16 protein-coding genes are annotated in these 13,826 nt (G+C 52.6%); 10 read left to right on the top strand and 6 right to left on the bottom strand.

Features of this window, described 5'->3' with window-relative positions; genetic code table 11:
* Window positions 1-15: 15 nt before the first annotated feature.
* Window positions 16-285, bottom strand: a complete 270-nt coding sequence (locus Q9O24_03805; GenBank protein MDQ7074276.1) for a Txe/YoeB family addiction module toxin — start codon at window positions 283-285, stop codon at window positions 16-18.
* Window positions 266-538 carry a type II toxin-antitoxin system Phd/YefM family antitoxin gene (locus tag Q9O24_03800; protein ID MDQ7074275.1) on the bottom strand — a complete coding sequence of 91 codons (273 nt, stop codon included), beginning with the start codon at window positions 536-538 and terminating at the stop codon, window positions 266-268. The genes Q9O24_03805 and Q9O24_03800 overlap by 20 nt, the downstream gene beginning before the upstream one ends.
* 195 nt (window positions 539-733) lie before the next feature.
* On the opposite strand from Q9O24_03800, the gene rnt reads away from it, so the two are divergent.
* From rnt to Q9O24_03780, 4 genes are read left to right on the top strand one after another with little or no spacing between them, the layout of a single operon-like run.
* Complete coding sequence (gene rnt, locus Q9O24_03795; protein MDQ7074274.1) at window positions 734-1,381, top strand: ribonuclease T; 648 nt, start codon at window positions 734-736, stop codon at window positions 1,379-1,381.
* Entirely contained in the window at window positions 1,381-2,007 is a 627-nt protein-coding gene (locus Q9O24_03790) for a response regulator (GenBank protein MDQ7074273.1), read from the top strand. Before rnt ends, Q9O24_03790 begins: the two co-directional genes overlap by 1 nt.
* Window position 2,008: 1 nt before the next feature.
* Window positions 2,009-2,881, top strand: a complete 873-nt coding sequence (locus tag Q9O24_03785; GenBank protein ID MDQ7074272.1) for a histidine kinase dimerization/phospho-acceptor domain-containing protein — start codon at window positions 2,009-2,011, stop codon at window positions 2,879-2,881.
* Between the two features lie 13 nt (window positions 2,882-2,894).
* Window positions 2,895-3,095 (top strand): ATP-binding protein, encoded by a 201-nt coding sequence (locus Q9O24_03780; GenBank protein ID MDQ7074271.1) that lies wholly within the window; start codon window positions 2,895-2,897, stop codon window positions 3,093-3,095.
* Window positions 3,096-3,165: 70 nt separating this feature from the next.
* On the opposite strand, the gene grxD is transcribed toward Q9O24_03780, so the two are convergent.
* From grxD to aroE, 3 genes are all read right to left on the bottom strand, one after another.
* Window positions 3,166-3,498 carry a Grx4 family monothiol glutaredoxin gene (gene grxD, locus Q9O24_03775; protein ID MDQ7074270.1) on the bottom strand — a complete coding sequence of 111 codons (333 nt, stop codon included), beginning with the start codon at window positions 3,496-3,498 and terminating at the stop codon, window positions 3,166-3,168.
* Window positions 3,499-3,587: 89 nt separating this feature from the next.
* Window positions 3,588-5,369, bottom strand: a complete 1,782-nt coding sequence (locus tag Q9O24_03770) for an N-acetylglutaminylglutamine amidotransferase (protein MDQ7074269.1) — start codon at window positions 5,367-5,369, stop codon at window positions 3,588-3,590.
* Window positions 5,370-5,552: 183 nt separating this feature from the next.
* Entirely contained in the window at window positions 5,553-6,386 is an 834-nt protein-coding gene (gene aroE / locus Q9O24_03765) for a shikimate dehydrogenase (GenBank protein ID MDQ7074268.1), read from the bottom strand.
* 128 nt (window positions 6,387-6,514) lie between these two features.
* Here aroE and hemB point away from each other — a divergent pair, with 128 nt between their 5' ends.
* The 3 genes from hemB to Q9O24_03750 all read left to right on the top strand — a co-directional run bounded on the left by hemB (window position 6,515) and on the right by Q9O24_03750 (window position 9,623).
* A complete protein-coding gene (hemB, locus tag Q9O24_03760) occupies window positions 6,515-7,531 on the top strand; it encodes a porphobilinogen synthase (GenBank protein ID MDQ7074267.1) in 1,017 nt (338 codons plus the stop codon).
* 86 nt (window positions 7,532-7,617) lie between these two features.
* Window positions 7,618-7,800, top strand: coding sequence for a hypothetical protein (locus Q9O24_03755; GenBank protein MDQ7074266.1), 183 nt, complete (start codon window positions 7,618-7,620; stop codon window positions 7,798-7,800).
* Window positions 7,797-9,623, top strand: a complete 1,827-nt coding sequence (locus tag Q9O24_03750; protein MDQ7074265.1) for an AAA family ATPase — start codon at window positions 7,797-7,799, stop codon at window positions 9,621-9,623. Before Q9O24_03755 ends, Q9O24_03750 begins: the two co-directional genes overlap by 4 nt.
* An 11-nt stretch (window positions 9,624-9,634) precedes the next feature.
* Here Q9O24_03750 and Q9O24_03745 read toward each other — a convergent pair whose 3' ends face one another.
* Window positions 9,635-10,483, bottom strand: a complete 849-nt coding sequence (locus Q9O24_03745; GenBank protein ID MDQ7074264.1) for a transposase — start codon at window positions 10,481-10,483, stop codon at window positions 9,635-9,637.
* 100 nt (window positions 10,484-10,583) lie between these two features.
* On the opposite strand from Q9O24_03745, the gene Q9O24_03740 reads away from it, so the two are divergent.
* The 3 genes from Q9O24_03740 (at window position 10,584) to Q9O24_03730 (ending at window position 13,815) form a co-directional block, all read left to right on the top strand.
* The gene (locus tag Q9O24_03740; protein MDQ7074263.1) at window positions 10,584-11,012 is read left to right on the top strand and encodes a transcriptional repressor; all 429 of its coding nucleotides are present in this window, start codon (window positions 10,584-10,586) and stop codon (window positions 11,010-11,012) included.
* 24 nt (window positions 11,013-11,036) lie between these two features.
* On the top strand, window positions 11,037-11,609 hold the full coding sequence (locus Q9O24_03735; protein ID MDQ7074262.1) for a porin family protein: 573 nt from the start codon (window positions 11,037-11,039) through the stop codon (window positions 11,607-11,609).
* A gap of 115 nt (window positions 11,610-11,724) precedes the next feature.
* A complete protein-coding gene (locus tag Q9O24_03730) occupies window positions 11,725-13,815 on the top strand; it encodes a hypothetical protein (protein MDQ7074261.1) in 2,091 nt (696 codons plus the stop codon).
* Window positions 13,816-13,826 lie beyond the last annotated feature (11 nt).

Genomic DNA, 13,826 nt, shown 5'->3' with positions numbered 1-13,826 from the left:
ACCGATTAAAAACAATTAAAGCTGATCATAATGTCCACCAATAGCAAAAATATAAATACACTTTTCATCGTATTTATAAATCACACGGTCTCTCTGGCTGATACGGCGAGACCACAAACCAGCAAGGCCGTGTTTTAATGGCTCGGGTTTGCCCGTTCCTGTGGATGGATCGTCACGGAGCATCTCTTTCAATAAACGGCACAGCACCTTGTGTAGCTTTTTATCCTTTAGCCTAAGCTCTTCGTAGGCAGACCAAGTATTGCCTTCAAATAGCAGTGATCTCATCCAACTCCCCTGAGCTTGGTTTATAGCCTTTGCCTTTTGAGTGTGTCGTCACTGAAGCCGCAATCTGCTGCATTAAGTCATTGTTTTGTAAAACAGATAAGGTTTCCTGTTCACGCTGCCAATCCTCTGCACTTAAAACGATAAAATCAGCCCCATTTCTACGTGTGACTTTTAGCGGAATGTGCTCTGAAGCGACCTGTTCTACACAGGTTTTCAAGTTATTTCTAAATTTATTGACACTGATTGTATCCACTGTCTACACCTATATTATGTACTGAAACTCAGTACATAATAGGTTAACGCTCGAATAAGTCAATTCAGCTTCTTTTTTCAGGCTCTGTTTCAGGTTTTGCAACGATAGATATTCCCCCCCGATTGTTTTACAGTGAGCCATTCATTGGCGAGTCCTCGCCAATTTTCCCTAATTTAGGCAAAGTCGAGCAATTTTATGTACAAACCGGGTCAGAAAACCCCCATGTCAAACCGCTTTCGCAGCTACCTGCCGGTGGTCGTGGATGTGGAAACCGGCGGTTTTAACGCCAAAACCGATGCTCTGTTAGAAGTGGCGGTGACGATTGTGCGTCTGGATGACGCAGGCAACCTTTATCCTGCGGAGACCACCTCCACCCACATCAAACCTTTTGAAGGGGCGAATATGGAAGAGAAGTCCTTGGAGGTGAACGGCATTGATCCTTACCACCCTCTGCGCGCCGCTCGCGGTGAGCAAGATGCGATGGGCTATCTTTTTAAGCCGATTCGCAAAGAGCTGAAAGAGACGGGCTGCACTCGGGCAATTTTGGTTGGCCACAACGCCGCCTTTGATCTTAGTTTTATCAATGCTGCGATTGAACGCACCGGCATTAAGCGCAACCCGTTTCACCCTTTTAGTACCTTTGATACGGTTTCTCTGGCCGGTTTGGCTTACGGTCAGACGGTGCTGTCGCGGGCGATTAAAGCCGCCGACATCGAGTGGGATAACGACGAAGCGCACAGTGCGGTGTACGACACTGAAAAAACCGCTGAACTGTTTTGCAAAATCATCAATCGTTGGGAGTCGTTGCACGAGCAAAAATTACCCTTGGTGGAAGTGGGCTGATGAGTGTGGCGGTGGTGCATGTGGTGGATGACGATGCGGCCATTCGTGATTCATTGAAGTGGTTGATTGAGTCGGTGGGTTTGCAGGTCAAAACCTACGCTTCCGCTCACACTTTTTTGCAACATCAACGCCTTGGTAAGGTGCTCTCTCTGGGCTGTTTGTTGCTGGATGTACGCCTGCGAGATATGAACGGTTTGGCGCTGCTGGAGCGACTGCAACAAGGTGCATTTCAACTGCCGGTGATTATGATCAGCGGCCACGGTGATGTGCCGATGGCGGTGCGGGCGATGAAGGCGGGGGCGCTGGATTTTGTCCAAAAACCGTTTAACGATCAGCCGTTATTGGAGCTGTTGCAGGCGGCCATTCTTTTGTCAGAAGAGCAATTGAAGGTGCGTGAGCGGTTGGAGGATTTGCAAGCTCATTTTGAGCAGCTTTCTCCCCGTGAACGTCAAGTGATGGAAAAGGTCGTGGAGGGTCAAACCAACCGTGAAATCGCTGCGCAGTTGGGTTTGAGTCACAAAACCGTTGAGGCACACCGTTCCAAGGTGATGGAGAAGATGGCGGTGGACTCTCTACCGCAATTGGTTAAATGCAGTTTGGCGTTGCAGGGCAAAAATGAGGCGTGATATGAACTCAATTCCTGATTCGTTTCAGACCATTGTTGAAAATTTACCTAATGGGGTAAATCTCTGTGATCTGGAAGGGCGCATTCTTAACACCAACCCTTCTATGTTGTCGATCATGCAGGCGGATCACGCCAGTCAGTTGGTGGGCAAACGCCTCAAAGAGTTTCTCTTGCCACACTGTCATCCTCTTTATGAAGCGTGTCTGGTGGGTGCCTTGAGTGGCGAGGCAAAATTGCTGGAGCTGGACGCACTGAGCCTGTCGGCTGAATCGCTTTGTTTGGAGAGCCATCTGTTGCCGTTGCGAGACGCGCAGAATCAAGTGACCCATTTTCTCTCGCTGATTTACGATCGCACTCAAGGCAAAAAAAATGCGGCCTTGGCGTGGCAGCGTCAAGCGCAGTTGGAGCACGTTTCGCGCTTGAGCTTGCTGGGGGAGCTGACCTCAGGGTTGGCGCATGAGATCAATCAGCCTTTGGCGGCGATCATCAACTACGTCAAAGGCTGTGAGCGTCGCTTGCAGCGGGATGAGTGTTCGATGGAGGAGATTTTGGCGGCCTTGGATCAGGTCTGCCAACAGGCGGAGCGCGCTTCGAATATCGTCAAGCAGGTACGCCAGTTCGCCAGAAAAGGCAGCACTTCCGGCAATGAAGCGGTGGATCTGCATGAGGTGTTGCGTGAAAGCCTGTCGTTGCTGGAGGTGGATCGCACCATGCACAAGGTGGAGGTAATCAGCTCGTTGGCGAAAAATTTGCCCGTGGTGACGGGGGATCGGTTGCAATTGGAACAGGTGATGATCAATCTGTTGCGCAACGCAATGGAAGCGATTTCAGCGGTGGGGGGGCGGTCGTCTGGAGGTTTCGACACAGGCCGTTAAGGGGGGGGTTGAGGTGCAGGTGTTGGATGTGGGTCAGGGTTTGCCAGAGGTGGATGAAGAGTCGCTGTTTGACGCTTTTTTTAGTACCAAAAAGGAAGGCATGGGCATGGGTTTGTCCATCAGCCGCAGTTTGGTGGAGCGTCACGGCGGGCGGTTATGGGCAGAAAATCGCCCCGAGGGTGGGGCTAAATTCGCCTTTTTTTTACCGATTTAGTAGAGACAAGGTATGCCTTGTCTCTACGGTTTTATCGTTCGCTGTGTCGCTATAAAATAGCGCGCCAATCTTACGATTTGGCTTTAGCAGCATCCACGGCTTCTTGAGCCATTGTTTTCAGATCACCGGATTCAAACATCTCTAAGGTGATGTCGCAGCCGCCGATCAGTTCGCCTTTGATGTAGACCTGAGGGAATGTAGGCCAATCAGCGTAACGAGGCAGGTTCTGGAAAATCTCTGGATCGGCGAGAAGGTTTACATAACCAAACTCCACACCACAGTTTTTCAGCGCTTCAGCAGCACGGCTGGAGAAACCACACATGGGCATTTGTGGGGTGCCTTTCATGTAGATCAGTACGGGGTTGCTTTCGACTTGTTCGCGGATGCGATCTAATACGTCCATAATGTTTACCTTATCAAATGGGCTGGGAGAGAGAGCTTACTTTAGAAGTGAGCCAGTTAGGTGACAATATAGGGGTGCTATTGAAAAAATCAAGCCACTCGATCTACATTACGTTGCAACCACAGCTCCAGCAGTGCCATATGCCAGAGTTTGCTGCCTTGCAGACGGGTAAGGTAACGCTCGGGGTTGGCCAGCAGTTTGGCAATGTATTTGGGTTCAAACAGCGCCCGCTGCTGGCAGCGTGTGGAGGTGAGAATGTCGCGGACAAAATCGTAAACTTCACCACGCACGTATTTCAGTGCCGGAACGGGGAAGTAACCTTTACGACGGTCGATAACGGAATCGGGCAGCAGGCCTCGGGCGATTTTTTTCAGCACATGTTTGCCACCGCTCTGCAATTTCATTGCGCTGGGCATCTGGGTGGCCAACTGCACCAATTCGTGATCCAGAAACGGCACTCGCGCTTCCAGACCCCAGGCCATGGTCATGTTGTCCACCCGCTTGACCGGATCATCGACAATCAGGGTGCTGGTGTCCATTGCTAAGACGCGGTTGAGGTAGTCATCCCCAGGAAGATCGGCCAGCAGCTTGGCGATCAGCGGCGAGGTGGCATCGTCACAGTGGTATTTTTTCTGTACGCTTGTCAGCCATTCGGCATGGTCGCGGTCAAAATAATGTGGGGCAAAACGCTCTAAATCGCTGCCGCTGGCCTTGGCCATTTCGGGGTACCAAAAATAACCGGCGAAGACCTCATCGGCACCTTGACCACTTTGCACCACTTTGACCTTTTTGGAGACCTGTTCCGAAAGCAGGTAGAAGGCGATGGCATCTTGGCCGAACATCGGTTCGTTCATGGCATCCACCGCTTCCGGCAGTCGTTCGATCAGCTGTTTATTGGGCACATGGAATTTGTGGTGTTCGGTGCCGAATTTTTCTGCCACCGGATCGGAAAATTCAAACTCATTGCCTTTCTCTTCCGGCTGATCATCAAAGCCGACGGTGAAGGTTTTTAGGTCACTGACCCCCGCTTCCGCCAGCAGCCCCACCAACAGGCTGGAGTCGAGACCCCCAGAGAGCAGCACACCGACGGGCACATCGGCGATGTCGAGGCGTTTTTTCACTGCGCTGCGCAGGCTGGCGTGAATCGCTTCGATCCATTCTCCTTCGCTTTTTGGGCTGTCGGTGGGGTGAAGATCAAGTTGCCAGTAGCGTTTCTCTGCGCTGCGACCGTCGAGTTTGACCCGCATCTGATGGGCGGGTTTGAATTTCTGCACTCCATTGAGCAGGGTGTTGGGGGCAGGGATCACGCCGTGCAAGGTGAACTGATTGTGCAGGCCGATGGGGTTGATTTCGGTGTCGATGTCACCGCCTTCCAGCAGGGCTTGTACGGAGGAGGCGAACCGCAGGCGTTTATTATCCAAGCTGTAGTAGAGCGGTTTGATGCCAAACCGATCCCGCGCCAGAAAGAGGCTTTTGGCGTTCATGTCCCAGAGGGCGAAGGCGAACATGCCGCTGAAACGTTCGACGCAGTGTTCACCCCATTCGGCGTAGGCTTTGAGAATCACTTCGCTGTCGCCGCTGCTGTTGAAGTGATGGCCTTTTTGCTGCAATTCGGCGCGCAGTTGCGGGAAGTTGTAGATCGTGCCATTGAAGACCAGCGCCAGTGCGTGTTGGCGGTCGATCATCGGTTGATGCGCGTTGACGCTGAGGTCGATGATGGAGAGCCGCCGATGCCCGAGCGCGACAGGGCCATCGCTGAAACTGCCGCCGTGATCGGGGCCGCGTTTTTCCAGACGTTGCATCATCCGCTGGGTGATGGCCAGATCGGGGCTGGAGCCATCAAAGCGAAACTCACCACAAATGCCGCACATAGAACTTTCCTTCGTTTAGGTTGGTGGGTATTATACGGTAAGTTTTGGAGAGTTCTGTCTGGAAATATTCAGGTGCAATGCCCGTTGGTTATTGCACCCTACGGGTGGGTGAACTTTGTGTAGGGCGCAATAACGGTACGGCATTGCGCCATTACATTGCTACGGATTGCTGCTTGGTTTGGCTCAACCTTCAGGGCGCAAGGTCTTCATCACCGCCAAACTGTTCGGTCGCACGCCACGCCAAAGCAAAAACGCTTCTGCTGCTTGTTCCACCAACATGCCCAAACCGTCCACTGCTTTTGCAGCACCGTGTTGCCATGCCCACTGCACAAAGGCGGTGGGGGTTTGGCTGTACATCATGTCGTAGGCGCTGCCCTTGGTGATTAAAATGCGTTCGGGCAGCGGCGGCAGTTCACCGCTGAGGCTGGCGGCGGTGCCGTTGATGATCAGATCGAACGGTTCCAAATTTTCCAGCTCCGCAAAACCACTGCCGTTCAGCTTGCCCAGATCGGCAAAGTCCAGCGCCAAGGCCTCGGCTTTAGAGGCGGTGCGATTGGCGATGTGCAGCAAGGCCGGTTGTTGTTCTAACAAGGGTTGCAAGACACCACGCACCGCACCGCCTGCCCCCAAAAGTAAAATCCGCTGCCCTTTGAGAGCAATGTGCTGGTTTTGCGTCAGATCCCGCACCAGCCCCAAACCGTCGGTGTTGTCGCCAAAGGTGCTGCCATCGGCGTTGATCTTTAGGGTGTTCAACGCTCCAGCGCGTTCGGCGCGCTTGCTGCGCTGATCGGCATACTGCCAAGCGTCTTGTTTAAAAGGCACGGTGATATTGACCCCTTTGCCACCGTGCTGAATAAACGCATCCATCGCCGCCGCAAAATCCTCCAGCTCCACTAACTGTTTGTCGTAGTGCAGCGCCTGCTGAGTTTGCGCGGCGAACTGCTGATGAATCTGCGGTGAGAGGCTGTGGGCAATGGGATTGCCGACAACTTGGTAGTGGTCTGTGCTGGTTTTCATGGGGTTTCTGCGATCCGAAAAAGAGGCTTATCTTTCCAGTATTGTTTGGGTTTGTCCATTTTTTAACGAGGCTGCTAAACTGCGCCAACGTTATGCCTAATGTTCTTTTATTCTCTGAGGAGTCTGCCGTGTCCCACTCTCGTTTTGTTGCCTCTGCCTCTTATCCCTCTGTGCGTAAACGCCGGATGCGTCGAGATGATTTTTCTCGCCGTCTGATGGCCGAACATCGTCTCTCAGCCGATGACTTTATTTATCCGCTGTTTGTTTTGGAGGGTGAGGGCAAGCGCGAGGCGGTGCCGTCGATGCCAGGTGTGGAGCGGGTTTCTATTGATGAGCTGCTCAAAGAGGCGGCGGAGTTGGTGGAGCTGGGCATTCCGGCGCTGGCGATTTTTCCTGTTACCCCTTTGAGCGCCAAATCTGAGGGTGCTGAGGAGGCGTATAACCCTGAGGGTTTGGCACAGCGGGCGGTGCGGGCGGTTAAAGAGGCCTTTCCTGAGCTGGGCGTGATCACCGATGTGGCGCTGGATCCCTTTACCTCCCACGGGCAGGACGGTCTGATTGATGCGAGCGGTTATGTGCTGAACGACGAGACCATTGAGGTGTTGGTGAAACAGGCGCTCTCTCACGCCGAAGCGGGAGCCGATGTGGTGGCTCCGTCGGACATGATGGACGGTCGCATCGGTGCCATTCGCAGCGCACTGGAGCAGGCGGGTTATGTGCATACGCGCATTTTGGCTTATTCGGCTAAATACGCCTCCAGCTTTTACGGTCCGTTTCGGGATGCGGTGGGGTCAGCGGCCAATTTGGCGGGGGGGGATAAAAAGAGTTATCAGATGGATCCGGCCAACAGCGATGAGGCACTGTGGGAGGTGGGGCAAGATCTGGCCGAGGGGGCGGATATGGTGATGATCAAACCAGGGATGCCCTATCTGGACATCGTGCGGCGGATTAAAGATGAGTTTAAAGCGCCGACCTATGTGTATCAGGTCAGTGGCGAATACGCGATGTTAAAAGCCGCCAGCCAGAACGGTTGGCTAGAAGAACGGGCGGTGGTGTTGGAGTCTCTGTTGTCAATGAAACGCGCCGGTGCCGATGGTATTTTGACTTATTTTGCTAAACAAGCGGCTCAATGGTTGAAAGGCTGATTTTTTTAGGTGTTTTTAGCCTAGAATGGCGCATGGTGTGAGCGATAAATGATCTTTTTTTGGACAACGGTGGATGGGTGGAAAGCATGTCATCAAATGATAAAACATGGGATGGTTCCAAGATGAAGGGGTCGGCGAAGGTGTTTGCTGAATATTGTCAGGCAGAGCTGGAATATCGTCGCAATGCAGAGACGGATTTTGATGAAGAGGTCTATCGACAGGCAGTGGAGCTGGTGCTGCGTAAACTGGGTGTGGAGGCGCTTAAATGATCATTCATGCGGTTTATGCAGAGAATTTACTCAAATATAAAAAATTGGTGCTGGAAGACCTACCCGAAAAGGGTCTGATCTCCATCAGTGGGCAAAATGAGGCGGGTAAAAGCACCACCGGTGAGGTGATCTGTTTTGCTCTGTTTGGGCGTACCTTTTCTCTTTCGCCAGAGAACATTTCCAAAGCACTGCGTTGGGGTGAGTCCCGCTGTCAGGTGACGGTGACCTTCAGTGTCGGTGACAGTAAACGTTATCAAGTGACCCGCTATCTGGACGACGACAATAATCAGGGGGTGAAGGTCAATGAAGAGGGGCATGAGGATGTGCCCTTGGCGCGAGGCATTTCCGCTTGTGAGGCGTTGTTGGGTAATTTGATTGGTTTTCGGTACGAGGAGTTTATCGAGTCCTTTTATTTGGCGCAGCGCGAAATCACCACGCCACACCCTCACAGCCATGCGGTGAAAACCATGGCGGGTATTGCTGCTTTGGAAGAGGTGGCGCAGAGCATTGAAGTGGCTCTGCCCACGGAGCAGGAGAGTCTGGATACGGCCACGGGACGTTGTGATGAGCTGAGCCAACAGCTGGCGGAGCTGGCGTTGGAGGAGGGTCTGTTGGCGCGTTTGCAACAGCAGCAACATGAGCTGAGCGGCGCACTGAAGGAGCAGCGGCGTGCGGCAGAACGGTTGCAAGAGGATGTCAAAGGTTATGCCTTTATGATTCCCGAGTTGAGCGTGCGTAAGCAGGTGTGTCGTGGACAACGGAGTCGTTCACGCTGGTTTGTCGCGCTGAGTTTTATCTTGATGTCGGTTTTTCTGGGTGGTTGGTTTTTGTTGACCGAGCAGGCAGAGAGCAGGCCTGCACAGCAAGTGTCGCTGTGGTTGCTGGAAAATGTTGATGGTTGGCAAGCGTCGTGGGTGGGTTGGGGTTTGACGGCGGGGTTGCTGCTGCTGTTGAGCGGCTTTTTTTTCCTGAGCCGCAGCGGTGTGGCAAAACGAAATCTGCGCGCTTTGATGCAAGAGCAGGAGCAGGGGGTGGAAAAATTTCAGCAGAGCTTCCAAGCCCTGCATGAGTTGCAAGGTGAAGACGATGAGAAGGCGGCGGAGAGGGCGCGTGTAACGCAGGCGTTGGCAGAAGCGGAAAACAGTTTGTCGGTGGTGCAGGAGTGCAGTGCGGCGTTGTTGGTGGCATCCGATGAGTCGATGGAGTGCAATCAGCAGCAAGGCTCGGAGTTGGCGTCCTCTATTGAGGTTGAGAAGGGGCGTTGTCGGCGCGAGCTGGAGTTGCAAGGTATGCGACAGGCTTTCGAGGAGAAACAGGCGGAAGTTGAGATGCGCATTCAGGTACGTGAAACGGCGTTGGCCTTATTGGAAGGCTCGTGTCGTCACATTGCGGTGCGTTTTAATCGGGATGTGCGTTCGATGGCTGGGGAGAGTTTGCCTTCTTTAACCGATGGTCGTTATCAACATTTAGAGGTGGATGCAGATCTAAATGTGCGTGTGTTCTCTAATGAAAAGCGCGATTTTATGGTCTTGGATGAGGTCTCCAGCGGCACTCAACGGCAAATTATGTTGGCCTTACGGTTGGCACTCTCACAAGAGCTGGCCAATACCGCCATTGAGGGTGGTCAATTTCTCTTTTTGGATGAACCCTTTGCCTTTTTTGATGAGCAGAGAATGCGCAGTTCATTGAAGGTGCTGCCGAACATCAGCCGCGAACTGTCACAGATCTTTGTCATTTCTCAGGAGTTTCCTGCCGATGTGGAGTTTGATATGAAGATTCGTTGTGCGCGTTCCATTGACGAGTTAACTGCCACACTGGAGTGAGTTGTGTCTGGTCAGGTTTGTTCGTGCTGTTTGACGATGCGGCTGACGGTGGTGTAGTGCAGATCAAAAAAATGGCCGATGCTTTGCAGCGTGTATTTGCCTGACAGATAGGCGGCAGCAATGGCTTGGTTGCGGTTTTTGTAGCGTTTTTGGTAGTGGGCAAGACCGTTTTGATCTTGTGATGTGATTGGCCTCATGGAGGAGTGCTGCGGCGTTGTTTGGTGCTGCGCCATTTTTTTCTGTAGTCGTTTGATAAACGTGGGGCTGCCAAGGTAGATCTGTTGTTGCACTTCAGTCCAGAGGGCATCGCTGTCTTGTGGGCTGCGAATGTAGTGTCGGTAGGCATCACGCGCTTTTTTGTTCTGTTTGCCAAAGGAGTGCAGGCAGCTTACAACGTCCAGCCAAGCGGGGGCGGCAACAGCACCAAAGGTTGCTTGGTAGCTGCTCCAGCGCCATTGCAGCGCGGAACGGCACAGACCGGCTTGCTGCGGGGCGCGCACAATGTGGTGGTTTAGACGCAACAGATACGATTTTTTTTCGGCGATAATCGCTTTGTAGCGTCCTTGAAAAAGAGCGCCGCTCTGCTGGCGGCGCTGATTAAAATTTTGGGTGAAGACGCCATTGAGCTGGCGCATGCCTTTGCAGAGATTGGCTTTTGGGGTTTCGATCAGCAGTTGATAGCCCTGATTCAGCAGGCTGTAAGCGTGGCACTTCCAGCCCATGCGCTGACAGACATCGCCTAAGATGTGCAGGAACTGTTGCCGGTCATGATCGTCTTTGAAGACGGCATCTCCAGCCTTTCCGTAAGAGCTGATGTGGTAGAGTCCACCGGTAATTTCGAGTCGTAAAGGTCTGGCCATACCTATTGAGATTAGCAGTTTTTTCTTGGATTGCAGGAGATGGTCGGTGATTTAACGTTTTTATCAATTTTGCTGCGCTAGGTTTATACTCTCAGATCTTATGGAAACAGATTACAACTATCCCTTGAGCAGAGACGACGTGCATCACCTGTTGCAGGCTCGGCAGATTTTGCCGACTCAGCAGCGAGTGGCGATTGCCGAGTTTATGTTTCAGCGCTCTCAGCATTTGGTGGCAGAGGCGGTGCGTCTGGGTGTGAATGAAGCGGGGTGTCCGGTTTCCAAAGCGACGGTTTACAATACCTTGGGTTTGTTTGTGCGTAAGGGTTTGCTGCGTGAAGTGCTGGTGGATTCGGGGCGCACCTTTTATGACAGCAATCCCAAGCCACATCATCATCTGTTTAATCTCGATTCCGGCGAATTGCTTGATATTGATGCTGCTGGCATTGACATCAAGGGTTTGCCAACCTTGTCGGGTGTGGTTCTGCAAGGGGTGGAGTTGTTGATTAAGGTGCGTAACGTCGATTTATAACGTCTGTTTGAGGAGAGTCTGAGTATGGTCTGCAAGGTAATATCACGGAGAGTAGCGGGTTCTATTTTACCTCTGTTGTTGGCGGTTTCAGCGTTCTCTGAGGCGGGCTGGGTCGCCGAAGTGCCGCGTTCTCCGTCCTACATTGGTTTTAATGTCGGCAGCAGTGAGTTGGCGGGCACGACCTTGGGGACGGTGGCGATGTCTAACTTGAACCTGCGTTTGGGTTATCATTTTGCTGATTATCTTGCCGTTGAAGGTCATGTGGGTTGGGGTTCTGATAATACGGGGGTGTTATTGAAGTCACCTAACAGCCGTTATGCCTCGCTCTTTTTACGTCTTGATCTGCCTTATGATCGGGTTAATTTGTACCTGTTGGCCGGTGGCAGTTATTTTGAATCGGATGTGGCAACCACCACGGCGATAAAGAAAGGCAATGAAACCTCTCCTGCTTACGGGGTGGGCATTGAGCTGTTTGGCAACCGTGATACGGCGTTGACCTTAGAAATCAGCCGGTATTTGCAGAATACGGTTGAAGATCGTTACGATTCAATAGGCGTTGGTTTCGTAACTCATTTTGGTTGGCCGCGTCTGCGTTAGCGCTTGTCGGTTTGATCGTACCCGTCATGCTTTTACTCGCCACATTGTTGTGGCACTACGGTAGTCTGTTCAGATTTATGCGATCTCTGATTACGAATACAAAAAGGCTTGCGCCATGAAACTCCTGCCGCGTCTTCTTTCTCTTGCTCTTCTCTTGAGCCTATTGGTTGCCTGTGGGACTCGTGAAGAGTCAACTTCGACGCTAAACAATGGTGCTGGTTCGACGGTTACTGAGCCCGGTTCTGGTACACCGACGATTACCACCCCAGGCGCTGTTTTGAGCGTTACCCTGCAAGCGGACAGCCGTCAGCTCTCTTCTGGCAATGCGGGCAAGGTGATCTTGAGCGTGCGCATTAAAGATGTGGGTAATCAGTTAGTGCAGGGAGAGACGGTAACCTTCAGTGCCACTTCAGGGGATCTTGCTGTCACTCAGGGAGTGACTGACGGTCTGGGCATGGCGGTGGCGGAGTTGTTGCCAGGGGCGGATGTGAGCAATCGCAGCATTACGGTCACAGCGGTTGTGGCTGGTGCCAGTGACTCGATTACGATTGAGGTGGTGGGCAGCAGCGTGAGCGTGGACGGACCGAGTGCGGTGACCGTTGAATCCAGCGCGGATCTCTCTTTTAGCCTCTTGGATGGCAACGGTGATCCCATTGTTGGGGCAGCGGTGGTGGTCAGTTCGGCACGTGGCAACGTGGTTGTTCAGCCGCCTCTGACCAACAGCAGCGGTCAGACGCAGGCCACAGTCATCGACAGTGTGGGTTTGGATGATGTGATTACCGCCTCTGCTTTGGCAGGCACGGTCACGGCGAGTTTTAATTTAACCGTCAGACCGGATCGCTTTCATTTTCAAACCCCACTGAATGCGGCTGAGATTTCCATTGGTAACGTTGGAAAATTGGTCTCGGTGCAGTGGTTGCAAAATGGCCAGCCAGTGGTGGGGCAGACGGTGCAGTTGAATACCACGAGGGGGCTGTTTTTAAACGGTCTCGCCACTCAGACTGCGACGACGAATAGTTTTGGGCTGGTGGACAATGTGATCCACTCTAGCAATGCGGGTGCTGCGGTGATGACCGCCAAAGCGGCCAACGGCTCCATTGCTCAACGTACGATTGAATTTGTGGCTACCAACCCGGCCTCATTGACTTTGCAAGCGTCGCCAACCACCTTGGGTGGTGGTGAGACCAGTAACATCAGTGCCATCGTGCGCGATGCGCAGGGCAATTTGGTTAAAAACCAGACTGTGGTGTTTGCCATTTTATCCGATGTTTCTGGAGGCAGTTTGTCCGTCGGTTCGGCTCTCAGCAACAGCTCAGGTATGGCGGGTACGGTCTACACCGCCGGTGTTGGTGGTCACAATAGCACCATCCTCTCCGCTACGGTGGCCAATAACGTCGGTGTTCAAATCAGCAGTACGGTGAATTTAACCGTCGGCCAAAAAGCACTGCGCATGGTACTCGGTACCGGTAAGGAAGCGTCCCAAGTCAATGTGGTGCAGAACCAGAAATCCTACGTGGTGCAAGTGAGCAACGCTCAAGGTGCGCCCGTCAGTGGCGTGCGGGTGGAGCTGAGTGTGCAGCCCTTGGCTTATTTTAAGGGGCGGCACGAGGGGGTGGACACCCTCTCGGATGGTAAGCCGGACAGTTGGGTGATTGTTCGCAGTGTGGAGTGTTTATCCGAAGATTTGAACCAGAACGGTGTGTTGGATAATGATCTGGCCAGTAACTGCAATGCTCAATTAGATCCAAATGAAGATTTGAATGGTAATGGTATCTTGGATTTCCCCGAGGATTTGAATAACAACGGTATTTTGGATGCCGGTGAGGATCTGGATGGGGATGGTCTGTTGGATTTGATCTTGGAAGATTATCGCTCGGGTGAGGATCGCAATTGCAGTGGTGCCTTAGAGCCGTCTAATTCGGCTACCATCGCTCAGGACCCAGCTATGTTACCGACGGTGAATGCAGGTGCATTATTGACCGATGCCAATGGTTTTGGTTATTTCTCTGTGGTGTATCCCAAGTCCCACGCACGTTGGGTGACGGTACGCCTCAAAGCACGGGCGCTGGTGGCAGGCAGTGAAAGTGTCGAGAGCGTTGATTTTACTCTGCCTGGTTTGGTGCTTGACTACAACACCATCGGTGTTGAGCCACCAGGAATTATCAGCCCTTATGGTGCTGCTTTGGACTGCACTATTCCTCGTTGAGACTCAGGTGT

The sequence above is a fragment of the Gammaproteobacteria bacterium genome, from assembly GCA_030949385.1.
Classification (GTDB): domain Bacteria; phylum Pseudomonadota; class Gammaproteobacteria; order JAUZRS01; family JAUZRS01; genus JAUZRS01.
This window is presented reverse-complemented; position numbering and strand designations above follow the sequence as displayed.